This window comes from Lentimicrobium sp. L6 (assembly GCF_013166655.1).
Taxonomy (GTDB): domain Bacteria; phylum Bacteroidota; class Bacteroidia; order Bacteroidales; family UBA12170; genus UBA12170.
In genome coordinates this window covers 1-25,824 of record NZ_JABKCA010000046.1, presented here as the reverse complement: position 1 = coordinate 25,824, position 25,824 = coordinate 1, and the positions used below count along the sequence as shown (strand labels likewise).

The 25,824-nt window shown below is 34.0% G+C and carries 24 protein-coding genes and 1 riboswitch; of the genes, 6 read left to right on the top strand and 18 right to left on the bottom strand.

The window, feature by feature from the left end; all coding sequences use genetic code 11:
- Positions 1–37: 37 nt before the first annotated feature.
- Together HNS38_RS12395 and HNS38_RS12390 are read right to left on the bottom strand one after the other, a co-directional pair.
- A complete protein-coding gene (locus HNS38_RS12395; RefSeq protein ID WP_172279843.1) occupies positions 38–664 on the bottom strand; it encodes a class I SAM-dependent methyltransferase in 627 nt (208 codons plus the stop codon).
- A gap of 252 nt (positions 665–916) precedes the next feature.
- Positions 917–1,279, bottom strand: a complete 363-nt coding sequence (locus tag HNS38_RS12390; RefSeq protein WP_172279841.1) for a VF530 family DNA-binding protein — start codon at positions 1,277–1,279, stop codon at positions 917–919.
- A 663-nt stretch (positions 1,280–1,942) separates the two neighbouring features.
- Here HNS38_RS12390 and HNS38_RS12385 point away from each other — a divergent pair.
- The gene (locus tag HNS38_RS12385; RefSeq protein WP_172279839.1) at positions 1,943–3,283 is read left to right on the top strand and encodes a PhoH family protein; all 1,341 of its coding nucleotides are present in this window, start codon (positions 1,943–1,945) and stop codon (positions 3,281–3,283) included.
- Between the two features lie 120 nt (positions 3,284–3,403).
- Here HNS38_RS12385 and HNS38_RS12380 read toward each other — a convergent pair whose 3' ends face one another.
- The 16 genes from HNS38_RS12380 to HNS38_RS12305 form a co-directional block, all read right to left on the bottom strand.
- Complete coding sequence (locus HNS38_RS12380) at positions 3,404–4,408, bottom strand: M28 family peptidase (protein WP_172279837.1); 1,005 nt, start codon at positions 4,406–4,408, stop codon at positions 3,404–3,406.
- A gap of 10 nt (positions 4,409–4,418) precedes the next feature.
- Positions 4,419–5,042 (bottom strand): nitroreductase family protein, encoded by a 624-nt coding sequence (locus HNS38_RS12375; RefSeq protein WP_172279835.1) that lies wholly within the window; start codon positions 5,040–5,042, stop codon positions 4,419–4,421.
- 4 nt (positions 5,043–5,046) lie between these two features.
- Positions 5,047–7,047 (bottom strand): tetratricopeptide repeat protein, encoded by a 2,001-nt coding sequence (locus tag HNS38_RS12370; RefSeq protein ID WP_172279833.1) that lies wholly within the window; start codon positions 7,045–7,047, stop codon positions 5,047–5,049.
- Positions 7,048–7,252: 205 nt separating this feature from the next.
- Positions 7,253–8,782 (bottom strand): response regulator, encoded by a 1,530-nt coding sequence (locus tag HNS38_RS12365; protein WP_172279831.1) that lies wholly within the window; start codon positions 8,780–8,782, stop codon positions 7,253–7,255.
- Positions 8,782–9,849 (bottom strand): chemotaxis response regulator protein-glutamate methylesterase, encoded by a 1,068-nt coding sequence (locus tag HNS38_RS12360; protein WP_172279829.1) that lies wholly within the window; start codon positions 9,847–9,849, stop codon positions 8,782–8,784. The genes HNS38_RS12365 and HNS38_RS12360 overlap by 1 nt, the downstream gene beginning before the upstream one ends.
- A 1-nt stretch (position 9,850) precedes the next feature.
- Complete coding sequence (locus HNS38_RS12355; protein WP_172279827.1) at positions 9,851–10,321, bottom strand: chemotaxis protein CheD; 471 nt, start codon at positions 10,319–10,321, stop codon at positions 9,851–9,853.
- Positions 10,321–11,172 (bottom strand): sensor histidine kinase KdpD, encoded by an 852-nt coding sequence (locus HNS38_RS12350; RefSeq protein WP_172279825.1) that lies wholly within the window; start codon positions 11,170–11,172, stop codon positions 10,321–10,323. The genes HNS38_RS12355 and HNS38_RS12350 overlap by 1 nt, the downstream gene beginning before the upstream one ends.
- A 1-nt stretch (position 11,173) precedes the next feature.
- Positions 11,174–11,995: a protein-glutamate O-methyltransferase CheR gene (locus tag HNS38_RS12345; RefSeq protein ID WP_172279896.1), complete on the bottom strand. Its 822-nt coding sequence runs from the start codon at positions 11,993–11,995 to the stop codon at positions 11,174–11,176.
- Between the two features lie 42 nt (positions 11,996–12,037).
- Positions 12,038–13,696 (bottom strand): methyl-accepting chemotaxis protein, encoded by a 1,659-nt coding sequence (locus tag HNS38_RS12340; protein WP_172279823.1) that lies wholly within the window; start codon positions 13,694–13,696, stop codon positions 12,038–12,040.
- A 27-nt stretch (positions 13,697–13,723) separates the two neighbouring features.
- Positions 13,724–14,167, bottom strand: a complete 444-nt coding sequence (locus tag HNS38_RS12335; RefSeq protein WP_172279821.1) for a chemotaxis protein CheW — start codon at positions 14,165–14,167, stop codon at positions 13,724–13,726.
- Positions 14,168–14,171: 4 nt separating this feature from the next.
- Positions 14,172–16,346 carry a chemotaxis protein CheA gene (locus tag HNS38_RS12330; protein WP_172279819.1) on the bottom strand — a complete coding sequence of 725 codons (2,175 nt, stop codon included), beginning with the start codon at positions 16,344–16,346 and terminating at the stop codon, positions 14,172–14,174.
- Positions 16,347–16,362: 16 nt separating this feature from the next.
- The gene (locus tag HNS38_RS12325; RefSeq protein ID WP_172279817.1) at positions 16,363–16,728 is read right to left on the bottom strand and encodes a response regulator; all 366 of its coding nucleotides are present in this window, start codon (positions 16,726–16,728) and stop codon (positions 16,363–16,365) included.
- An 8-nt stretch (positions 16,729–16,736) separates the two neighbouring features.
- Positions 16,737–17,039 carry a hypothetical protein gene (locus HNS38_RS12320; RefSeq protein WP_172279815.1) on the bottom strand — a complete coding sequence of 101 codons (303 nt, stop codon included), beginning with the start codon at positions 17,037–17,039 and terminating at the stop codon, positions 16,737–16,739.
- 187 nt (positions 17,040–17,226) lie between these two features.
- On the bottom strand, positions 17,227–18,495 hold the full coding sequence (locus HNS38_RS12315) for a T9SS type A sorting domain-containing protein (protein ID WP_172279813.1): 1,269 nt from the start codon (positions 18,493–18,495) through the stop codon (positions 17,227–17,229).
- Between the two features lie 103 nt (positions 18,496–18,598).
- Positions 18,599–18,798: riboswitch (cobalamin riboswitch) on the bottom strand.
- 157 nt (positions 18,799–18,955) lie between these two features.
- On the bottom strand, positions 18,956–19,507 hold the full coding sequence (locus HNS38_RS12310; protein WP_172279811.1) for a DUF4251 domain-containing protein: 552 nt from the start codon (positions 19,505–19,507) through the stop codon (positions 18,956–18,958).
- 175 nt (positions 19,508–19,682) lie between these two features.
- The gene (locus HNS38_RS12305; RefSeq protein WP_172279809.1) at positions 19,683–21,170 is read right to left on the bottom strand and encodes a DUF5723 family protein; all 1,488 of its coding nucleotides are present in this window, start codon (positions 21,168–21,170) and stop codon (positions 19,683–19,685) included.
- A gap of 277 nt (positions 21,171–21,447) precedes the next feature.
- Here HNS38_RS12305 and HNS38_RS12300 point away from each other — a divergent pair, with 277 nt between their 5' ends.
- From HNS38_RS12300 to HNS38_RS12280, 5 genes are all read left to right on the top strand, one after another.
- The gene (locus tag HNS38_RS12300) at positions 21,448–22,263 is read left to right on the top strand and encodes a hypothetical protein (protein ID WP_172279807.1); all 816 of its coding nucleotides are present in this window, start codon (positions 21,448–21,450) and stop codon (positions 22,261–22,263) included.
- Positions 22,264–22,560: 297 nt separating this feature from the next.
- Positions 22,561–23,502 carry a prolyl aminopeptidase gene (gene pip / locus HNS38_RS12295; RefSeq protein WP_172279805.1) on the top strand — a complete coding sequence of 314 codons (942 nt, stop codon included), beginning with the start codon at positions 22,561–22,563 and terminating at the stop codon, positions 23,500–23,502.
- A 62-nt stretch (positions 23,503–23,564) separates the two neighbouring features.
- The gene (locus HNS38_RS12290) at positions 23,565–24,350 is read left to right on the top strand and encodes a prolyl oligopeptidase family serine peptidase (RefSeq protein ID WP_172279803.1); all 786 of its coding nucleotides are present in this window, start codon (positions 23,565–23,567) and stop codon (positions 24,348–24,350) included.
- A 202-nt stretch (positions 24,351–24,552) separates the two neighbouring features.
- On the top strand, positions 24,553–25,107 hold the full coding sequence (locus HNS38_RS12285) for a hypothetical protein (protein WP_172279801.1): 555 nt from the start codon (positions 24,553–24,555) through the stop codon (positions 25,105–25,107).
- 161 nt (positions 25,108–25,268) lie between these two features.
- Positions 25,269–25,718, top strand: a complete 450-nt coding sequence (locus tag HNS38_RS12280; RefSeq protein ID WP_253939377.1) for a YdeI family protein — start codon at positions 25,269–25,271, stop codon at positions 25,716–25,718.
- Positions 25,719–25,824: the final 106 nt, after the last annotated feature.

Genomic DNA, 25,824 nt, shown 5'->3' with positions numbered 1-25,824 from the left:
CTTCCAGCTCTTTACTCCTAACTTTGTACTCTAATCTTCATTCTCTCAGCTTCCTTAGCACAATAAGCCTATCAGTCAGAACATCGATTTCTAGCTTCCATTCCTCTGCAATATATTCTATAGTTTCCTTTCTATAAATAAAAACATGGGTATCGTCGTTTCTGTAATTCCATCCCCCAAAGTCAATATTTTCAATATACAACATGGTCATAATTAGTAGTATTCCATTCTTATTCAATAAAGAAAAAAGTCTATCAATTTCTAATTTGGGCTGATGAAAATGTTCAAATACCTCACAACTCAAAATATAGTCGTATTGATGAATCAATGGCTTAGGATTGGGCGCGAAAAATGGATCATATTGCTCAATATCAAATCCTAGCTTCTTCAGCATACTTGAAATCACGGGGCCAGTACCACTTCCGAAATCTAATCCCTTATGATTTGGTGAGCAATTCTTCGTTACATAATTAGTTATGGGTAAGGTGAAGTTCTGATATCCAATATCATTTACATCATTATTATGAGTTTCGTATCTTGCTTTTTCTTCGTCGGAAGATAAGTAATACTTTTTGTCTTTTACCAAGGCTTTACAAGTATCACAATGATAATAATATGCATCTTTTTTGTTTATTAGTTCAGAACTGCAAAGTGTACAAATCATTTTTTGGTTTTGATATTGTTTTTGACAAATTCTATTCTGTCAAAGCAAAGATGCATATTTCTTTGGAATAATAGGGCTCATTCGTTTTTTAAATTATTTACTTTGGTGTTTCAGTTTCTACAAGTTTCATGGTTCGAAGTCGGGAGTCAGAAGCTAGTAGTAAATCTACTTCTGGCTTCCTGCCATATTGGGTAATTGTTAGAATGAATTTCATTTATAAAATAAAGCTATGATACTTTCGTACCATCGTGTTTAATCCTCTTCCAACATCTTTACATAGAATTCCTTAACTTGATCTCGAGCCCATGGCGTTCTCCTTAAAAAACCCAGGCTTGATTTCATGGTAGGATTAAATTTGAAACAGCGAATATTGACATGCTCTGCCAGGTATTCCCAGCCATAATTCTCTACTAGACTTTCTAATATCTGAGCCAGTTTTACCCCATGTAGAGGGTTGGCAAGTTGTTCTTCGGTTGCTTGCCTCCTTTTTCGTCTAGCTGGTCTTTTAGCATTCAGATCTTCATTGGTCTTTGGTTTGAGTTCTGCATATGAAAGCTCGTTCGATTGCTTCTGTGCATCAGTTGACTCCGTCTTATGATCGTTTTCTATATCCATTATTGGTGATTGTTTTAATAGATTTGTTTATAATATGATATTGCTTGAATTCCGAATTCCGGATAAATATTAAGGTATCTAGATATTCATAACTAGCCATTCTTGTATTAGAACTCTTATTTACTTGCTTATTATTACAGGCAAAATAAGCTCAATCCCATTTGTCTACTATTCAGTCTCCATATGCTTTTAATCAAAGGCTAGGAATAGTAGCAGGAAGTGCGGCACATTCCTGTCAAGATACAAGAAAGTTGAAGTGGGCTAAAAGCTTTGATTTTACTAGTGTTTCAGTTGTTTTTTTATACATTGTTGAACTAAATCCCTACGATATAACTCACTAATAATTAGTAAATATAGGATTTTCATAAATACGTTTACCAAAGATTATTCATTTTTAATTTATTAATATTCAAAAAAAGAAATCATTTACAATTGTAGAAAAAGTATTACTTTGGTAAAACAAAAAAATGAGGTTCCGTTTTCACTAATTTTATATATCTGTAATTATGATATTTGCATAATGAGTATCGATATTACTTGAACTTTTTACCGTTAATAAGTCCTAATAATTATTATATCCCCTCTATTAAATTTTTTTTAATTTTAAATGGTGCTAGTTGTTAGAGCACACTAGCGAACTAATATTCACTTAAAAATAGAACCATGGCCAAATCTAAAATCAAAAAAATATTCGTATTAGATACTTCCGTAATTCTTTATAGTCACGATGCTATTAATAGTTTTGACGATAATGATGTAGCTATTCCTATTACTGTTTTAGAGGAATTGGACAATTTTAAAAAAGGAAATGATACCAAGAATTTTCAAGCTCGAGAGTTTATTCGCATTATGGATTCTCTTTCCGATAAAGGCACTTTAACAAAATGGCAAAAAATTGGAGGAGACCAGAAAGGGAAATTTAAAGTAGTGATGGAAACCAAGTCTTCAAATGGAAATGTGGATGCCGAAAAAGTTTATGGAGTCAACAAGGCAGACCATAAAATTTTGAATGTAGCTATTTCTTTGCAGCATGAATTTCCAAAGAGGCCAGTAATCATGGTCACTAAAGATATAAACCTTAGGATAAAAGCAAAAGCTTTAAATATTTCTGCCGAAGATTTTCAAACCGGAAAGATTCTGAATGTAGATAATCTATATACCGGAAAAGCTAGAGTAGATAATGTGGATAGTGCAGTTATCGATTTAATCTATCAAAACGGATACTGCGATCGGCAAGATTTAGACTTTGAAAATATCAAGCCACATCAGTACTTTATTCTTAAGAGTAATAAGAGCTCAGTATTGGGGTATTATAATCCCACTTTAGATAGAATAGAGCGTATAGACAAACAGGCCATTCATCGTATTATGCCACGAAATGCGGAACAGGTTTTTGCGCTTCATGCCTTATTAAATCCGGAAGTAAAATTAGTGAGTTTGCAAGGAATAGCCGGAACTGGAAAAACTCTTCTTGCATTGGCAGGAGCATTGGAGCAAAGAAGAGATTTCAAACAAATCTTCCTAAGTCGTCCCATAGTTCCATTAAGTAATAAGGATATTGGTTTTCTTCCGGGCGATGCCAAAGAGAAGATTACACCATATATGGAACCCCTTTATGATAATTTGAAATTCATTAGAAATCAATATTCAGAAAGGGATAAAGAATATCAGAATATAAAAGCGGCCATGGAAAATGAGAAAATAGTCATTTCTCCTTTGGCTTATATCCGAGGTAGAAGTATTTCTAATGTATTCTTTATTGTAGATGAAGCCCAGAACTTAACTCCCCATGAGGTTAAAACGGTAATCACTAGGGCAGGAGAGGGAACAAAAATCGTTTTCACTGGTGATATCTACCAAATAGATACACCATATCTAGATAGTCAAAGTAATGGCTTATCTTATCTGATTGATAAAATCCAAGGACATCCGCTCTATTCTCATGTTCAACTGGAAAAAGGGGAACGTAGTGATTTGGCTAATTTGGCCAATGAGATGTTGTAAGCTACTATGAGTTTCTTTGTGTTTGAGATAAAATAGCTGTTCACAAAGCAAAAAGACCTAAACACACAAAAAAAACGCGAGTCCAATGACTTGCGTTTTTTAAATTTAACATGTTATCATTTATTCATAATAAACCACAGAAGTTACAGTCTCACCAACAATTCTTAGGCTACTTTTGTCAATGGCATCCATATTGTCGTTTACGGTGTGCCAGTGAGGGAAAAATGTGGATTCGCTGGATTCATGATAATGGATAATATCAATCATTGGGATTCCCATAACTTGATTTACGGGGATGTGATCATCCATGACATAACCACCTTCTTCAAAAAGAAAAATAGAATCATAGCCTAATAAGCTAGCTTGTTTCCATACTTTTTTCACGATATGTGGAGCATAATACATGCTATAATGTTCCATTTTAAAGATGATGCCTTGAGCGCCTACCATATCCAATAAGATTCCGAAATTGGCATTATAGCCTACTGGCATTGGATTATTGGCCCAATGTTGAGATCCCAAAGCCCAAGATTCATTATCCCCATCACCGGCAAATCTTGGCATTCCATAATCTTCCAAATCGAAGAAAACGATATCAACTCCCACATCGGGGGCTTGCTTAGACATTAGACGTGCCAATTCCATTAAAACGCCAACTCCACTAGCTCCATCGTTAGCTCCATCTATGGCCGTGTGATAATTGGCTTCATCTGGATCGTGATCGGCATAGGGGCGACTATCCCAATGGGCTGCCAATAAAACTCTCTTGCTTTTTTCTTTATTGAACTGTGCTATGAAGTTTTTCCCATTCAACACTGTACCATTATAAGCTCTGGCTTGAAACTCTTGAACCAAAACATCAGGAGTGAAACGTTTGAGGGTTTTCTCCAAATAAAGTCCACCTGCAATATGTTCTTTTGTATTAGGTACTCGTGGACCAAAAGCCACTTGCTCCGCTACAAATTTATACGCAGAATCAGCATTAAATATAGGAATCACTACATTCTTGACCTCCTCCGTTTTTTTACTTTCCTTTTCCTGACTAGTCGATGAAGAATCACAAGAGGAGGCTAATATGACAAATGCGAATAGCGATATAAATAAGCTGGAATAATGAAATTTCATGAAAATAGTTTTAAAGAGTAAATGGAGTTTTGTTGAGTTCGTCAGTAAAAACCACTTTCTCCATTTGGTTTCTCATTCTGTTTTGTAATTCAACTTTAAAGAGTTCCTCAGGTAAAGCATCTGGCTTTCCTAAATAGCCTAGGGCAGTTATACTCAAGCTACTAAATGCTTCTCCCAAATTAAATCTTTCATCTGCTTTTTTCGCATCGAATCCCGACATTTGATGAGTTGTCAACCCTTGATGAACGGCTTCTAAGCAATAGGAGGCAACAGCTTGTCCTACATCGTATTTAGCCATGTCATTTATAGTATTATTGTGTGTGAAATTGTTTTTACAGATGTTCAAAATAAGTACAGGAGCATTTTTCGCCCAGTTTTGATTGAATTCCACCATGGTATCTACCATCTTATTGAAAGTATCATCACCTTTGAAACCAATGATGAATCTCCAAGGTTGCTCATTAAATGCTGAAGCCGACCATCTGCCTGCTTCCATCATACTCATCAGTTTTTCCATCTCTACTTCTTTTTCATCAAAAGAACGAGGGCTCCAACGGTGTTGGCTTAACTCATTCAAACTTACAACGGTTTTTACTCTCTTACTTTCTTTAATAATTTGAAATAACTTATCCATGATCTTAATTTTTTGTGCAATATCTTTTAATTAAATTATAGGAAGAACTAATTCCCAATTCACCAGCCTTACTCAAGTTAGGGCAGGCGTTTTCATTGTCCTTAAGAAGGAGCAAAGTTAATCCTTTATTATAATAGGCCTCAGCCATATCAGGTTGATGCTTAATGGCATTATTATAATCATCAATGGCTTCCATATAGTTTTGCATCTTGTTTTGTAAGTTGCCTCTATTATAATAAAGAAAACCTAAATTGGGATAGATTTGCAAAGCTTGATTATAATAATTAATGGCTTCTTTTAGCTGTGGAATATCATAAACCTCTTCCTTTTCTTCTATATCTTCTATGTCCTGTCGAGTAATATTGGGTTTCGCCTCTATATTTCGTTCATGATTTTTCATGATATTGAGATACACCACATTGGCCAAGTTTAAATAGGCAAACCCAAAAGTAGGATCCAATTTGACCGCATATTGATAGCTACGTTCTGCTTCTTCAAAATTCCCAAGTCTTTCATTTAGAATTCCTATATAGAGATAGTTAAATGGATTATTGGGATTATCTTGTAGCGTAGAATCCATTCTCGCTAGAATCTCCGCTGATTTTTTTGGACTTAATTCGTTTATTTCTTTAGTCAAACCAAATGCCAATTTGTGATCAGCTAGTTTCGATTGATTATACTCCACGATCTCTTTGATATAATATTGTTTTCTTTTGGCTTCGATATAAGTATCTTCGTCACTTGCTAACATAGAAATCACAAAATTAGATTCCAATTCCACGTATACATTCTTAAATTGTAGATAACCATCCTCTGCATTTGCATTATTAAAATCACTCTCAAAAGCAATAAGCTTGGTAAATTCTATACTGTCCTTATACATGAGGGGAATACTATCAGGAGGCATATTATTAAAACGCTCTTTTATTTCTTTGGCTGATTCCATATCTGCATAAGCACCTTTTTCATCATTCATCTCATGACGTGCTGCAGAACGATTTAAATAAGCTTGAGCAAAGTCTGGAAATAAGCCAATGGCTTTAGTGAAGTCACGTTCGGCACTTTTGTAATTCTCAGACATGTATTTCACTACACCTCGATTATACCAGCCATAAATATTACTCTTATTGATCTGCACCACCTTATTCAAATCTTTAATAGCTCCTTTATAATCCTTTTGCTCCGTTTTTAAAATAGATCGGTTATAATAAGTTAGGGCATTATTGGGATCCAATTCTAAAACTTTTTCATAATCAGCATATGTTCCTATAGTATCACCTAAGTTATATCTACCTAGGGCTCTAAAGAAATAGAGTATGGGGTCTTCATCATCTAATTTCATGGCCAGTTCTAAATCGAATATGGCGTCCTCATATTTCTCCATTTCAAACTTGAGCATTCCACGTCTTTGGTAGGCCGTTTTGTTTAAATAGTTAAGGCGAATGGCTTTATTTATTTGGTCTAAAGCTGCATCATGCTGCTCCAGTTTATATAAGGCATATGATTTATTGATATAAGCCAACTCATTTTTCTTATCCAGGATAATAGCGGTATCAAAATCATGTAGAGAATTCTCGTACATGTCGAGCTGGATTTTGGTGGTTCCTCTATTCACAAATACATCGGAGTTATTGGGTCCACGGTGAATGGCTAGGGCAAAATCTTTTAGAGCTTCATGGAATTTGTTGAGCTGTGATTTTGAAATTCCTCTGTATTGGTAATTATAACTGAAATAGGGATTAATTTCTATAGATTTAGTGAAATCAGAAATGGCACCTTCGTAATCACCCAAGCTATATTTAGCTAACCCTCTAAAAAAGTAGGGCTCAAACTTGTCAGGTTCAGCTTTAATAGCCGTAGTTAAGTTTTTTATGGATTCCGAATAATTATCGTTGAATAGGTCGGTTCGCCCCATAGCTAAAAACCGCTGGGTATTCACCTGGGCAAAGCTAGTAGCTCCTATGATTAGGAAAGAAATAAAAATAATGATTTTTCGCATATTCATTATTGAAAAAAGTTTTGATAGGCGAAATTAATTCAATTTCAGAATTATAAATAGAATTTATGTTTTTTTAGCGAAATTGTGATTATACTGTCAGCTTCCCTAAACTTCGGCCATTTGAAATTAGACTTTACAAGCCCCTTAGGGCACGTTTAGAGAAATAGAATAATTATTAAAGTAACCGAAATGAACTGATTTATACCAATCTCTATTCAAAAAACCGATTGATCTTATCCAATAAAATTTGTGGTTTAATAGGCTTAGTAATAATATCATTACAGCCGGCCTTATAAATGTTTTCCTTGTCCTCTCTACTCGCAATGGAACTCTGTGCAATAATTGGAATAATAGGATAATACTTTCTTACTTGTAAAGTAGCTTCCAATCCATCCATTTTAGGCATCACCATATCCATTAAAATGAGGTCAGGAGAATATTCTTCTAATAAATCTAAAACCTCCAAGCCATTTTTAGCATGAATGAGTTTTACATTGGTTTTCTTTAATAGCGCCACATAAAACAGATAATTCACCATAACATCTTCAGCAATTAAGATGAGTTTATTACTCCAGTCATAGCTTTGAACTTGTTGTATCTGGTTTATTTTTTCCTCATCCATAAAGTTGAGTGGAAGGATGATACTAAAAGTACTACCTAAACCCTCTGTACTTTGAACATCAATTCTACCACCAATAAGTTCACTAAGTTTATAAGAAACAGCCATTCCCAAACCTTTTCCAGACTTTTTAATTTGAATCAGTCCTCCACTATAGCTATCCATGCTAAATAGACTTTCTAGTTCCTCAGAGCTCATGCCTATGCCATCATCTGTCACAAAAACTTTGATTTCATTATTCTTTTCTAATTTGAAACCAATTTCTATACAGCCATCCTCAGCTGTATATTTAATGGCATTTTCGATAAAGTTTTTAATGATTTGCAGAAAACGAACAATGTCAGTATAAATAAAAACAGAGCCCTCTGTTTTTATTGGATTGAATATTAGTTCTTTATCAATGTGTCCATGCTTGTGCATATCATCTATGAAATGATTAGTCATTTCCTTCAGTTCTTTATTTAGGTCTACCTTACTAAAATGAACACTTAGATTTTCTGCTTCTATTTTAGAGTAATCAATTAAATCGTTGAGTAAGCCTAAAAGGTTTTGACCTCCTTGATTAATGAAACGTAGGAAGTTGTTTTTGTCTTCTTGGTTTAATTTGGGGTCCTTTAATATTTCTGAAAAACCTATGATAGAGTTCAATGGGCTTCTGAGCTCATGAGCCAAGGAGGAGATAAATTGAGAGAATTCCGTTTTTGATTTACGAGTGGCCATTGCTTGGTTTCTTAGCCTGAGATTCATCTCGTTCATCTTTAAATGGACTTCGATTCTCTTGATGAGTTCTTCTGGATGGAAAGGTTTTTTGATGAAATCGGAAGCTCCGCTATTAAATGACTCAATAGTGCTTTCCACTTTTTCAATGGCAGAAACAATAATAATAGGCACTAAGTTAGTGCTTGGATGCTTTTTTAGTTTCCCACAAATGGTGATGCCACTAATGTCTCCCAATTCAATGTCGAGGAGTATCAAGTCGAAGCTATTGGCCCAGGCTTTAGTGAGGCCGATTTTCCCATTCTTTGCTATCATCAAGGCGTATTTTTCCTTCAATGCACTTTTGTAAAATGCAATGATATTAGGGTCATCCTCAATAATTAATATTTTTTTCTTAGTGTTCACTATCTGAATTTCTTTATAAATTCTGCTATAGATACTAGGTTCATGCTATATAATTGGGCATTCCGCTTTACGGCTTCTCGTGGCATACCATAAACCACACATGATTTTTCGTCTTGTGCAATGGTTTGCGCTCCTGATTCTTTCATTTCTAAAAGACCTTGTGCCCCATCATCACCCATGCCTGTTAGTAAAACTCCCAATCCTTTATGTCCTATTTTGTTAGCCATGGAACGAAATAATACATCCACCGATGGCCTGTGCCTATTTACCGGTGGGCCATCCATTAACCTCACTTTATTTCTACCAGCCATGTGTTCTACTACCATGTGTTTATCGCCTGGAGAAATTAAAACTAAACCATTTCTGATAAAATCGCCATTCTCCGCTTCTTTTACAAATAAAGGACAAATTTCGTTAAGTCTGTTTGCAAATGCTTTAGTAAAATGTGCTGGAATATGTTGAACAATAACAATACCTGTTGTATTGGTGTCTAGTGTTTTTATAACTTCTAATATGGCTTCCGTTCCTCCTGTACTGGCTCCTATAGCCACCACTTTATCAGTAGTAGATTGGTTGATATAGAAGGATTTTTTCTTCAATATGGCATCCGCAGAAAGTTTAGGAAGCACATCGTAAGATTTTGATTTACGAGATTTTACTCTGGCAAAATGGGCTACTTTAATTTTAGTAGTTAAATAATGAATGGTTTCCTCTTTGGTATTCCCATATTGAATAGGTTTCTGAAGAATTTCTACAGCTCCATATTCTAAAGCCTTAATAGTTGCTTTAGCACCTTTACTTGTTAAGCTGGATACTATAATAACGGGAATTGGGTGTTGAGTCATGATTTTTTTTAAAAAAGTAAGTCCATCCATTCTCGGCATTTCAATATCTAATGTAATGACATCTGGAATTTGTTTTTTAATCATTTCTGCAGCTTGATATGGATCTGCTGCTTTGCCAATGACTTCAATTTTAGGGTCATGAGAGAGGTAGGATTCCAATAGATTTCTAATGCTTATAGAATCGTCTACTATCAATACTTTTATGGTTTTTGAATAGTTCATCTTAAAAGTTTTTCTTTTCGATGTATTTCTGTCTTACCTGAAAATTATCGGTACTCATTAATATTTTCCGCCCATGAAATCCCCCTACAGACTTGGCTACTATCTTTATATTTTCTTTTTCTAGAATATGTTCTGCTAATTGTATGTTTCTCTCTCCAATATTATATAAATCGTGGTTGGTTTTGATAACGCTTGCTCCACCAAAAACCTTGGCTTTTATATTTCTTTTTTTGCATCCAAAGAATAACATTTTTGTAATTAATGCTTCTATAGCTACATTCCCATATTTGGGAGATGCTAAGCCTTCTCCATTCCAAAGAGGCAGCATATAATGATTCATTCCACCTATTTTTTTCACGTCATCGTATAAGCAAACTGCTACACAAGACCCCAAAATAGTGGATAGGAGGATGGGGCTTTTCGATGCGAAAAGCTTTCCTGGATAGATGAATATTTTTGACTGATCTCCCATTAAAAAAGTTCTGAATCATCAATAAATAAATCGTCCTCTCTAATCAAAGTATCTTCGTCGTTAGCAATAGCACTGATAAATATTTTAAACACATTACCTTCGGTTTCATTGCTATAGACTTCTATTTCGCCCTCTAAAAATTCAAGATACGCTTTAGTCACACTAAGGCCTAAGCCATGCCCTTGATTTATGCTGTTGATGGTTTTGTCTAATTTAGTGAACCTATCGAAAATGAGATTCAATTCCTCTTCATCCATTTGGTCGCCTATATTGGAAATTTGTACCATTAACTTTTCTTCAACTTGTTTCATAGTTACACTAATTTTGGTTTTTTCATAACCAAATATAATGGCATTGGAAATTAAGTTTTTAATTATGATTTGAAATTTGTCTTTATCAGTGACTAGGTTGTATGCTAGATGGTTATCGATTTCAAGTTCTATGTATTGATTTTTCTTTTCCGATTTAAATCTTAAGGATTCTATTATTTCTTCTACTATCTCCGTTGGATTTATTGAGGATAATTCCATATTCATTTCGCCAGATTCTATTTTAGCAGCGGAAAAAATATTTTGCAATTGAAAATCAAGGTCAAAAGCTTCATTATAAATAAGGTTTGACATGCTATGTATCTGGCTTAATCTTTTTTCGTCGAGAAGGCTTATATTTTTTGATATACCTAATATGGATGCAAATGGATTAATGATTTCATTGGTGATATTGGAGATGAAATGACTTTTGAAAGCATCAGATTCTTTGAGCTTCTCATTGGTCTTTTCTAATTGTTTCATCAAATAATCATTTTCCTCTTTAAGTCTAGATATTTGTTCGTTATGTTGTTCTGTATCCATATTATTGCTTTTTTTTCTTAAACACAGTTGGAGATATTTTTTCTAAAGGTAGGTCCATATCATTAATAGACTCTGAATGTCCAAGGAAGAGGTATCCTCCTGGTTTTGTGTTTTTTAGTATTTTTCTGATGACTTCTTCTTGTACTTTTTTCTCGAAATATATCAAAACATTTCTACAAAAAACCACATCAAACATCTGATTTACATTATATTCTTGATCCATGAAATTCAAATAGGCAAAATCCGCTTTATGCCTAAGCTCTGGTGTTATTCTAATCTTTTGAATCTGTTTGTTTTTATGTTTGAGTAAGTACTTTTTTTTCAGATGGAAGGGGATGGTTTCCACATCTCTAGTATCGTATATGGCTTTGTTGCCTTTTTCAAGCATTCTACGGCTAATATCAGTTCCAAACAGGCGGTAATTATAACCTTTGTGATTTTGTAAATACTCATTAATGACTATGGCTAAAGTGTAGACTTCCTCACCACTACTGCAACCAGCACTCCATACTCTAAATGTGCTATATGATTTAGATTTGGTAAATTCCTCTAATACCACATCTGTAAGTACATTGAAATGGACAGCTTCTCTGAAGAAATTGGTTTTGTTGGTAGAGATCAAATCAACCATTACAGGGATTTCTTTTCGCATGCCTTCCTCTGAAAATAGATATTGAACATATTGCCCGAAGCTGGTCATTTCTAATGTAGCCAGCCGTTTATGCAAACGTCCCTGAACCATGATCCTTTTTTGATCGGGGAGTTTGATGCCAAAGTTATTTTGGATAAATTCACTAATTTTCCTGAACTCAAGCAGGCTCATTTGAGCTTTATATGCCGTTGATTTGGTTTGGTAGTTCACAGTTTAAAATGTTTCGAAGTCATCATCCATTTTATCCCCTTTAGACAGGTCTAGATCAAATCCTTCTGATTTATAGGTGTTATTTGGTGGACTATAAGTTTGACGACTGGGTTCAATAAATTTGGTTGGACGTTGCTGATTATATTGCTCAGAAGGAATATCAACTGCATCTCCTAATTTAAAGAAAGAAATAGTTTTCTTAAGTTGTTCGGCTTGAGCACTTAGTTGTTCTGAAACAGTTGCCATTTCTTCACTTGAGGCTGCATTTTGTTGCGTCACTTGGTTTAGCATTTGAATGGCATCATTGATTTGTTCCACACCTGCATTTTGTTCTACACTGGCATTACTAATCTCTTCTACAAGTTTTGAAGTTTCCTCAATGCTTGGAACAAATTTGGAAAGCATGGTTTTCGATTTTAAGGCAATATCTACACCCGATTTACTAAGCTCGTCTATTTCTGCTGCAGCAATTTTACTTCTTTCGGCTAGTTTACCCACTTCGGCAGCAACTACTCCAAATCCTTTTCCATGTTCACCTGCCCGTGCGGCTTCCACAGCTGCATTTAATGCTAAAATATTAGTTTGGAAGGCAATTTCACCGATGATGCTGATCTTCTCAGCAATAGTTTGCATGCTATCTACAGTGATATTGATATTTTGGCTCCCCTCCTCAATTTCTACTGCTGCTTTAGATGATATTTTTTGAGTTTTTTGTGCATTGTCAGTATTCTGTTGAATATTACTAGAAATTTCTTCCATGCTAGCGGCCATTTCTTCTACTGATGCGGCTTGTTCTGTGGCGCCTTGACTTACTTGTTGACTGTTGCTACTCATCTCGTGACTTGTGATGGCGATATTGGCACTGGCTGTTTGAGCAGTGACCAAAACATCTTTTAGTCTTTCAGATAAATGACGTAGATTATTTATCAACCTTCCAAAGTCATAATCGCCTTGCTCTTCAATGACCACACTTAAATCACCTTTGGATAATTTATCGATGGTATCGTTTGCTGTTTTTAAAGAATTATTGATTCCTTTTAATATGTAGATAGCCATTAGCATACTTACTACCACACCTATGGATAGGATAATGATAAAGGTAATGACAGCTGTCCTGAAATTCTCGAGACTCTTCTCGTAAATCACACCTGCTTTTTCAATTTGAAACTTACTGAGTTCTTGAATTTTTCTGCTAATAGGTGTGATGACCAAATTCAAGCTACTGGTATTGTAATTTTTCAGGGCATCAGAATTTCTAGAAATCAAGACTTGTCTGAGGTTTTCGAGATTTGCCTGAGCACTAATAAATTGAAGCTCTAGTTCTGAAACCATCATATTTTCTCTTTCTTGCTTAGGGAGCTTCTTAAATTCTGCCCATTGAAGATTTGCATTTTCTAAGGCTAATTCAATTTTTTCTTTTCCTGACAACCAGCTCAGTTCGCCAGCATATATTTTATCCACTGTTTTGGGTACTTCAATAGCATACACATCTGAAATGTTTTTCAGATACTGAAATGGGATCAAAGCGTTTTTATAGGTTTGTTCGAGTTTGACATTAGTTTGTTGGATTTTGTTAATGCCAAAAATTCCAACAAATGTTCCCATAATTCCCATGGTAATGATAAGGATGATCAACTTGGTTGAAACGTTTAGATTTTTCATATGATGTAGTTTTCTATTTTTTTAATATTAATATTCTGAAGTAAAGACATTTTTTATATTGAGTACCATAATGAATTCATCATTTATATTGATGACATTTTCAATATATTCTGATTTAAATTTTGTTCCTAAATCAGGAGGAGGCAATAACTCATTTTCAGTTATTTCAATCACTTTGTCAACGGAATCTACTAAGGCTCCTATCTCCAGTCTATCCGATTCATATTCCATTTCTAAGACTACAATACATGAGTTTTTGGTGATTTCTTGACTTTCAATTTCAAATTTCATGTGAGGATCAATTACAGTAAGTACCTTTCCACGTAAATTGATAGCACCTTTAATATGAGCAGGGGAATTGGGTAGTTCAGTAATTTGAGGAACGCCAAGTATATGGAGTACATTTGCAATATTTGCAGCAAACTTCTCTTTTCCCAGTTGAAAGGTTAGATATGACGAAAGCTTTTTCATAAAATTATCTTGAGTATTTATCTATTATCTTGTTTGTATCTAAAACCAAAGCCACACTTCCATCACCCATAATACTGGCACCAGAAATTATTTCTTGGTCTTTAAAGTGTTTGCCAATGGATTTTACCACCACTTGTGATTCTCGTATCACTCTATCAATGATAATTCCAACTTGCCTACTCCCATAGTTCACTACTACAACTTCTACTAAATCGGGTGCTTTGGTTTGTATATTAAACTCTTCCCTTAAGTTTAAGAAAGGTAGTTGTTCCCCATCAATTATGATGGTATTATTAAATGCACTGGAAACATTTTGGTGTCTCATTGGTGATACTTTCTTAATCACCAAGATTGGAATGATATATTCTATTTTATCTATTCTTACCAATAGCCCATCGATGATAGAAAGCGTGAGTGGAAGTTTTAATGAAAATGTTGTTCCTTGTCCTAGCACTGAATTGATTTCAATTTCACCCTGTATTTTATTGATATTTTTCTTCACCACATCCATGCCTACTCCTCGCCCAGAAATATCGGTGACATTGTCTGCGGTGGAGAACCCAGGTAAAAGAATGAGTTCGTTAATTTGTTTTGTGCTGAGGTTTTGCTTCTCATTTATTAGTCCTTGTGATAGAGCCTTAGCTTTTACTTTCTCGGTGTTTATTCCTTGCCCATCATCTATAATATCAATATAAACACTGGTGCCCGAATAATATGCTTTGAATTTGAGGGTGCCTTTTGCCGTTTTACCAGATTTCAACCTGTCTTCGGTACTTTCTATGCCATGATCTATTGCATTTCTAAAAATATGCATCAATGGATCCGCTAGGCTCTCGATAATAGTTTTGTCTAATTCCGTATCGGTTCCTTCGGCAATAAATTCAATCTCTTTATTTAGTTCTTTGGATAAATCACGAATGAGGCGTTGAAATCTGGTGACTAAACTAGAAATAGGAATTAGGCTGATCTCAAAGGCATTATCACGAAGTTGACGAGTAAGTTTCTCTAAGGTTTCGGCCACTTCTATAATCTCTGGATTTTGTGCTTCTTTTGACAAAAGGCTCAAGCGTGCTTGAATGGTTACCATTTCACTCACCAAATTGATTAATGTTTCTACTTTATCACTGCTTACTCGGATACTAGAACTACCTTTGCTTTTTGTTGAAGTTTCAGTGGTTGTGGTTAGATTAACAACGGTTTCAGCTGTTTTAGGCTCCTCTATTTTTACTTGTTCATTTTTTTGGTCTATGTCTTTGGCTAGGTTAGTAATTTCTTCTTTTTTGTCCTCCTCAAGTTTTAATTCTAATGATTCTTCTATAATGGGAGCTATGTGTTTAGCATTGGAGGCTGTGTTATTTGCTTGAGAAATTTCTAGTTGTGAAGCAAATTCTTGTAATTCTAATATGGCACTTCCTTCGCTACTTCCTATGTATTTGGGTAGTTGTTCGACAAACTCAAGGTGTCTTAATAAATTGATATCACTAATTTTTTGTATTTCTATTTTGCTTTCATCCTCAACAAAAATAAAAACATCTAAAATATCGCTCAGCTCATCTTTTGTATTCAAGATAATTTCCCAACTTACATAGCAGTTTTTCACCAATAAATTTCTGTAATTGGGAATATTCTCAATGTGGGTAAATACCTTTCCGTTCCCTAAAGAAATCAGTTCATCAATAAGGTATAAAGGGTTTGTTCCGTTTTGCATAATACCTTCGTTAGGTTCAAAACAGATATAATATGTTGGAGTCTGATCGATTTCAATTTTTTCTAAAGCCTTAATTGGCGCTTCTTGAGCAGGATGATTATTACAAATAATCTCGAATTCAGTGATAAGTCGGTCATATTCTAATTTTACACTTGCGGTAGGTGCTTCAGTCGTTTCTAAAAGCTTTTTAATAAGATCGATAGATTCGAAGGTAAGGTTGAGAATTTCTTTAGAAAGCTTGATTTTGTGGGAACGAATTTGCTCATATATACTTTCTAGATGATGGGTAAAAGAAGATACAGATGAAAAGCCAAACATAGCACCACTACCTTTTAAGGTATGCATGACCCTAAAAACAGAGGCTATAGCTTCTTGGTCATCAGGTTGCTTTTCTAAATTGAAAAGAGAATCCTCAATGTTGACTATGAGTTCATTAGCTTCATCTAGAAATCCTTGTATGAGTTCGTCCATTTCCATAGGTTTCTAATTATCTGATTACTTTTCTAATAGTAGTAATTAATTTGTCTCCATTAAATGGTTTCACTATCCACCCCGTTGCTCCAAGATCCTTGGCTTCTTTTTTAATACTTACTTGAGTTTCAGTGGTTAAAAAGAGGATGGGTACATACTTGTATTCCTCAAGTTTTCTTACCTCTGCTATTAATTCCATTCCGCTCATGATGGGCATATGAAGGTCAGTGAGTAAAAGGTGCACTGTTTGTCCATTAAATAGTTCTAATGCTTCCTTGCCATTGGTAGCAGAAATCACGTGAAATCCAGCGTTATTTAGAGTAAACTCCACTAAATTCCTGATACTGTTTGAATCATCAACGATTATTATGGTCTTCTTCATCTCTTATTTTATGATATTAATATTTCGTAAAATCCAGATACTTTGATGAGATCTAGTATTTCATCATTAATATTTAATGTGATTTTATTTTCTGGATGATGGTTTTTTAAGGCAATAATAAACTGAATAAAGCTTAAATCAAGCATTTCCACATCTTTAATGATCAGTTGAAGGGGCTTGTTTACACGGGTATATTCGTCTGTTTCATCTTTAATATATTGAATATGACCGAAGGATAGCTCACCACTAAAGGTAAGTTGATTCATTTGGTTATTCTCATCTTTTTGGTATTCTAGCTTATAATTGTTCATTTCGAGTTCTAAATTTCTATAAAATCTCTTAGGTAAATATATGAAAAATAATTAGAATGTCCAATAATTGTAAAATTATTCTTAAAAAAAAGGCTTCCACAAAATGATTGTGGAAGCCTATTAATCGTGTATTTTCTTTTCTTATGAAATCATGCTAAATAAAGCCTTGATTTTTTATTCGATTCTCTTATTTTTTCAAAAACCTAGCTGCATGAATGCCACTTTGTGATTGAGTTTTTATAAAATAAATTCCTGCTTTAAGCTCGTTAACTTCAATAAAAGAAGATTGAGGATTATGTATTCTTTTGATCAATTGACCTGTTTGGTTATAAATCTCTATCCAATTCAATTGTTGATATGCTCCGATATGAATGAAGTTTTGACAAGGGTTAGGATAAATGTTTAAGCTATTGTTTTTTAGAGTGGAAAGCCCTGTGTTGTTGGCATAATGAATTGCCATTGCTTCAGCTGAAACAGAGGCTTCAAAGTTTCCTAAAACAGTCCCATCAATATCATAAACCCTTCCCTCACCTAGGGAAAAATAGTCGGTAATAGTCACATAAAAACGTTCATTGATTTCATCAAAAACAGCAGCAGCAATATTGATGTAACTGGCTGAACCTGGGTCTGCAATAATTTGATTATTAACAACCGTTGATGTTGATAAATCATATGAACCAATACCATAATCTAAACCCAAATAGAGGAGGTCTCCGACTTTTCTAACACCTTTACCAACCACATGATTAAGTGATTGAGTGTTCCAAGTAGTTGTAGCAATGTTATAGGTAGAAATAGAACCTGTTGTGGCACCATAAGGTGATTTATTAACGCTATAAATAACGTTTTCTCCTTCAAATAAATCAATAATTCCTACGGCATCAGTACCTAAGTTTATTTCTCTTACAAAGCTTAAATCACTATTTGTTACTGCCAATTTCCCTTCAGTAGCTGCCCAGTCACCAGAAACTGCAACGTATAAGGAATCTTCATACATCAGCATTCCTGCAGCATCAGTACTAATTCCTTCAGCTTCATATACTAGGTTCAAATTCATGTCGAAGGCTTTTAAATATTTACCATCAGCAGGAACACCTGTTGCATCACTTCTTAAACTCACATAAATCATATCATTGGCATAATATAATCTACTTAAATAACCATGATAGATAGCTATTTCTTTAGTATTGGTAATCAGGTTAAACTTTGCCAAGCTGTCTTCCGCAGCCACATAGGCATAATCACCAACCACTATTAAATCTTGCATGGATTCTTTTACCACTTCACCAATAAGGGTGGAGGTATAGGTTTCTGGGTTTATACCAGTGACCATCACATGGTCGGCGTCATTATTATAAATTCCGCCATTGCCCACCACGATTTGGTTGACAGATTGCCCTATTCCTAATATTACAAATGCTTGTAATAATAGAGCCAAAAAGTAATTTTTTTTCATTTTAAATTGTTTTAAGGATAAATAAAATTTATTCCTCAAAACTCACAGGAACGATTGAAGAAAAATGGAAGGTCCATCGATCTACAGCTTTTATCCCGAAAGCTTTGAAATTCGTGTTTTGGGCAGGTCTTCTGGCTTGTCTTTATTTTGAGTGGCCTTCTCATATCTATAAAAGATACAATGGCATTAAGAGTCTCAAATGTTATAGACTTACAGCTGCGGGAACAGCTCCTGAATTAAACAGGATTCCCTTTTCACCCTCCTCAGAAATCTTTGGAGAGAACCGTCAACATGGCTGCGAAATTATATAAATATTTGGAAGGATATTGTTAAAATTAAAATTTTATTTAGGTAAGGATAACGAAAATGATAGTTATTCATTAATAGATAATAGTTTATATAAACCTATCACTTATTTGCAACAATTATTTGCTGCTAGCTCTCACTGTTAACGATTCATTTAGTAAAGTTCCATGCCTTTAAAAGTGCGAGTTTTATCTACAGAAACAATATCACCAGAGAATTGAATTCTATTCCCTCTCATATCTACTATGGTGGCTTCTCCGTTTCCATTGCTGCTGATCCAAATGGTGAGGTCTTGCATTCCTGTGGAGCCTTGTATGCTCATTCTGATGAAGATGGGTTTGTTTTTCTTTTCATCCTCTATTTCATATTTAGTGATTCTTCCACTTATGGTCATACCACCTACACCATTCCAACCCACTAACTGATCAAAACCTAATTGGATAGTAGCTTTCCCATTATTCACATATACAAAATTGATAGTGGAGTTTAATTGAAAAACCTCCCCAATCTTATTTGTTACTCTTTGAGCTTCCAATACAAAAGTTGTATCCAGAACCCATTGTTCCTGAACCAACCTATGTTCATCTTGTTCAGCTTTTTCTTGAGCTTTTTTCTCAGCTCTAATTTCTTTTTTTGATTTGGTTTCTTGAGCATTTACTTGAAAACAAAAAGCCAAAATAATGAGTATTGATATGAATTTTTTCATGATAGATTATTTAGTTTATAAAAGTAGGGAATTTTAGTTTACAGTCTGAAGTTAATAACTAGTAGCTAATAGTTCTACAACTATTAACTTTTAGTTGTTCACTGTTGACTTATTCCATTTCAAAGACACAATAAAAAATAACCCTTAAGTTTCAAATTCAGAGCTCTCAATAATTTTATTTCGACCAAGGGAACTTATTAAATGCGTCACCACAAGGATTAATTTTATTTCTTTTCTCGCAGCTTCCTTTGCCTATGTTTACTTTAATAGAAAAGTATAAATCCATTCCATTGAAATCGTGCCAACCCATTAAGGAGGTGAAATAATCACTACCAATGGTGAAATAGTACAAGCGAACTGCCAAGCCAACTCTCGGATATTTCCATTGATAAAGACTTAGGGGTAAGCTTACTTCTATATTAGGCTTCTCATAGCGCGGAGTCAATGAAATTATGGTTGGTTTTCGCATATAATTACCATTAAAAGGAAAATTATATACAAAGCTAGCATTGGCATATATTCCATTTTCGAAATTATAATCTGCATTGATGTTTAAAGAGGAGGGGAGCCACATTTTAAATTTGGTATCTTTTAAGGTGGCATTCGGATCTCCATAAAAACGATAGCTGATGTCTTGAATAAATGCATTCCAATTTTCGTATTTGGAAGTATCTATGTTTTCCCAGGTATAGTCTGTATTTGCATATTCGTGAAGCTGGGCATTATTTTTAAAACTAATATATCCAATATCCATTAAACTCACCCCGATTCTGTATTTATAATCGTAATGTCTTTGCCCACAGGTTCTTGTCGTTTGCGTTTTGCCTTGCCTGTCTAGTAACGCCTGATATTCTACACCTAAATCAAAAGCCCAGCCTTTCCCGTTTATTAGAGCCCCTGATGGAAATTCATCCGTATCATAATCAGAGGGGAAGGCAAAACCCAGATTCGCATCTAGAGAATAAATATCGAGAGTAGTATCATTTACCACATTATATTCTGAGCTTGCGGCATGAAAATAGGTTCCACCCACACCAAATAATCTTTTTATACTAATCCCAAAATTCCAATTGTTAAATAAAAGTTGATTGAGTTGATACGCATAACTAATACCAACTTCTCCATATCCAATATAGCTGGTATTAAAACTCTTAATATTATAAGCTTCATCATGTTGAGGCCCGTAACCAAAACCATAGTAAATGGTTTTTCCGAGTTCTTTAGTAATATTTCTGATATGCATAAAGCTTTTAGCCGCTGTAAATATACCAAAGGCATGCTGGTTTTTGACATACATGGCTGAAGGGCCTTGTATTTTAATATCGAAATCGAGTCTTGTTTTCGCCGTTTTATCGTAGATGTAAAATGGCCTTTCACCATTACTATATCCTGTGGGATGCATTGGTATATCTAAGTTGCCGGAAATGAGGTCAAAGAATTTGAATTCCTCTTTGGACAAATATAGATAATCATTGGAAAGAAAAATATCGGCAGTAATCAAATGTATCGAAAGCCAATCTTTTTGATGATGCATGCCTGCTGGGTTATAAAATAGCACATCGGTACCAGCATGATTAGAATGAACCAAGCCTGCCATTTCTTGTGTGGAAGCTTGGTTTATGAAAACCCAACTGATTAATATGATGATAAGTCCTTTTCGCATTAAAATCTTTCCAATAATTGTACTTCATTTAAAACCGAAATAATTGAAAATTAGTATTCTAAATATTAATAAAGCAATTAAAGTTAGTGATTTTTTTGGTTTGTGAGAGCATGAAGTGGAATTATTTGGTAAGATTTAACATGTATATTTATTAGTATATATTTTGAGTAACTGAACTGAATAGTTAATTTTGCTGGATAGAGTTAAATTTGAAATACACTTTTGTATTCGAATTTAGCAAACATTTAAAACCAACAAGCATAAGCCATTATCATTAATGAAGAATATAAATACAATCATTTTATTGCTCATATCTATTATTTCTTTTGCCCAAAGTGTTAAAAAAGAAAGTTCAATTAAAACAACAAATGAAGAATATGAGTTTCTTACAAAAAAGTATAATGAAGAAAATAACTTTGGAATGTTAGATGGTTATAAGATATATCCAAACAAAATAGCAAATAATGATGAGTACTCTTGCGAATTCCAATTGTTTAAAAAAGTTAATACTCAGAAAGTAAAAGCAGTCTTAATAATAATTAAAGGGAAAGATAATAAAAGACATAAGGTTCAGTACCTATGTATGCCAATAAATAATGAGGAACTTATGAATGAATTTGCTGAAGATGTACAAAATTTAAGATACTCAAAATCAAGTATCCTTTTTAATACTTCAATCCGTCTTCTTCGCAGTAAGATACCAAATGTTTTTAGTTTTACATCAAGTGTAATAAAGACAAATGAAACTGAATATGCTTTTCTCACTGAAGAATATTCAGTAGTAAAAAAAAATAAGGTTTTAGATGGTTATGAGTTATTACCTTTCATGAAAACTACATTTGAGCAGGTATATCAATATGATTATAGGTTGCTAGTTGATGTTAAAAGTCAAGAGGTAAAAGCTATTCTAACTATTTGTGAAAAACTAAAAAAAGACGAAAACAAGCTCAAATATTTATGTTTACCCTTTAATAATGATGAATTATATTTAGATTATTTTACCAGTTCTATTAAAACAGGAATAAACTTAGGCTTTTATTATCAAGTTTCTGTGACCGTGGCCGCAGCTAAGCTTTTAATAGATGATTTGTAGTCTGACTTATTATAATTAGATTGATTGTTATACTTTCTTTCTGGTTTCTGAAAATAAATAAAATTCAAATAAAGAATAGGATTATGAATTAGTACTGATATTAGAGAATACGTAAAGGTATTTTATTACCTTTTTATCACATAAAATATTTTATTAAATTTACAAAAGTTCCATGTTGTATCTGAATTGATGATGTGGATACTTCTGGTACTAAGAGTTAATAGACTCTTACAAGAAATATAATACTTTTGGTGGATATAATCACTCAAATAAAATCAAATATTATAATCTTAAACTATGACAACACAAAAAAATGATCAAGCATACAAACAAGGCTATCTAGAAATTTCTAATAATCACTCCTTGTATTTTGAGTTATATGGAAATCCCAAAGGAATTCCTGTGCTTTTTTTGCACGGTGGACCTGGAGCTGGTTTTTCAGATAAAGACAAGAAATTCTTTAATAAAAAAAGGTATAATGTTATTTTTTTCGATCAGAGAGGAACGTCTAGAAGTAAACCATTTGGCTCCGTTGAGAACAATACTACACAAGACCTCATTGGAGATATAAATACAATACTGGATGATTTGGGTTTTGATAAGGTCTATGTTTTTGGTGGTTCTTGGGGAAGTACACTGGCATTGGTTTATGCCATCCATTCTCCCGAACGAGTATTGGGTTTGGTGTTGAGAGGAATATGGCTAGCCAATAAATATGCATTGGATCATTATATAAATGGGGGAATAAAGGAATTCTTTCCAGATGTTTGGGACCGGTTTGCCAAATTAGTACCCGAAGGAGAAAATCCGGTGAATTACTATTTGGAACAAATGCTATCGAACAATAAAGAGAGGAGTGATAAATATGCTTACGAATGGGCTTATTATGAGATGTCTTTTTATACCATCAATAAAATAGCAGATCCTAAGGATTCCTTAAATACCTTATCATTTAAATCTATGGCCATACTCGAGGCTTATTATATTAAAAATAACTGCTTCATTCCTGAAGATTATATCATGGATAATATTGATAAAATTGCCCATATTAAAACTTCCATAGTACAAGGACGATACGATTTTATTTGTCCACCAACACAAGCATTTCGATTGCATTCCAAATTAAATAATTCCAAATTGAATATAACTAATGCAGGGCATTCTTCTTCTGATATAGAAACTAAAAAAAACCTTATCAGTGAATTGAAAAGAATTACTACAACTACTAAAAAAGCTTAATATTAAAGCTATTTACATGAGGTGAGTTTTAATAAAATTGAACATTTTCAAAACCAGAAAGCATGAAAACGTCTTCCTTAATAATATGGGTATTTATCGTAGCACAAATTCTTTTATTTAACTCTTTTACTGGCTACGCTCAGCCTTCACTTTTTAGTTTAGAGAAGTTTGTTAGTGGACAAGATACACTGAATTATAGATTTCTATTTCCAGATTATAATACCATGCGCGAGCTTCCTTTGGTGGTTTTTCTTCATGGATCTGGTGAGCGGGGAAACGATAACGAGGCACAATTAAAATGGGGAGTGAAGAATTTTGCCACTAGTGAACAAATGAAAATGCATAGTTCATTTGTGGTGGCTCCTCAATGTCCTTCAGGTGAAAGCTGGGCCAACTTTCTTTTTGATGAAACAAGTGGCAGCATCCAAATGCAAGATATCCCAACCAAGCCTATGGAATTACTTGTTCAACTCATCGAACAACTTATAAAAGACTATTCCGTAGACACAAGACGCATCTATATTACAGGATTATCAATGGGAGGTTTAGGTACTTTTGATGCCATGGCTCGATACCCTGATTTATTTGCTGCAGCAGTTCCCGTTTGTGGCGGAGGAGACCCGACCACCGCTCCTCTAATTAAAGATATTCCAATCTGGATTTTTCATGGAGCTGAGGATACTTCGGTTGATCCTCAGTATTCTGTGGATATGCTGCAGGCCTTGATAGATGTTGGTGCGCATCCCGGACTTACTTATTATCCTGAAGTAGGGCATTTCTCATGGATTGCGGCTTATAGCGATCCTTTAATGATAGAGTGGTTGTTTCGACAGAAGAAAAAGCAGTAAGGCATCATAATACTGTGTTCTCCATGCATTTTTGTTTTTGTTTAATTCATTTTGAAAGAATAAAACTAGGGAATAATGAATTGTAATAATGGTTGGTATTTTGTACAGCTGAAGAAGATTTTACTCCGCTAATGCCAACTGGATATATTAATACGCCCGCAAAAAGAATTTGAATTTTGTGGGCAATTAAAAAGAAAAAGTATTGATACATAAATTAAGTTTAGAACTATCTAGTGAGCATCCGTCATATTTATGGGCGAAAACACAATCGGATTCTGTAAATGCTTTAGGACATATTGGTACACATATTGATTGTTATACAGCCTCACCCAGTGAATCTGTATATGAATTAGAAGTGGAATTAATTAAGTGTTTTAAGCATATGCCTGAAATAAATGAATTGGAAAAAATGGATATGGAAGGTAAAGCTTTTATTCTCTATACAAATGTCTTGAATAAATTTGGATATGGCACAAAAGAATACGGTGAAGTAAATACCTTTCTATCAGAAAAGGTTCTTGATTTTATTTTGTCTTTAAAGCCAAGATTTATTTTAATAGATGCTTGTGGCATTGGAAATCATGGCAATGAGCATATAAAATTCGATAAGAAATGTGAGGCTAATGGCTGCTTTGTTGTTGAAAATATTTTTATGAACCAGTCTATTGCAGAATTAATAACCAAGATCAAAATTAAGATCGATATTAAAAATACTTCGACAGGAAAACCATGTCAAGTGTATGCTATGACAAAATAAAAAAAATGCATAGTAGTAGGTTTTGGTACGCGTCGTGTTTTGGATAAGCTAGATACGAAAGAGAATTAATGAATGACAAAATAAAAGGCCTTATATTTGGTCAGAATTTCGGATTTTCGTTGGTTTTTAGATGAAAACAGCCCTTGGCAGCAATTAAATAAATGAACGATATATCAACAAAATACTTTATTGACAGAAAAGAATGGAGAAATTGGCTCAAAACAAATTTTGAGGTCGAAGATGATATTTGGTTGGAATATCCATTAAAGAAGACAGGCAAGATACGAATTTTGTATAATGATGCGGTTGAAGAAGTGCTTTGCTTTGGATGGATTGACAGCACGGTTAAATCACTAAATGATGAGACTACTATTCAAAGATTTTGTAAAAGACGAAAGTATTCGTCTTTCTCACAACCAAATGTTGAACGTTTAAAATGGCTTTTTGAAAACCATTTGATTCACGACTCCGTTAGGAATAAGGTTTTAGAAATAATTCAACAGGAATTCGTATTTCCGGAAGACATCATAAAAAAGTTAAAAGTAGATAAGATGGTTTGGAAGAATTATCAGATTCTTTCAGAACCATATAAGCGAATCAGAATTGCATAAATTGACAGTGTCAGAAAAGGCCTGATGAATTTGATAAACGATTGAATAACTTCGGGTCAAGTTGAAATTCTGGGGGAATTGATTTTTACGCAAAAATATTTGTCAA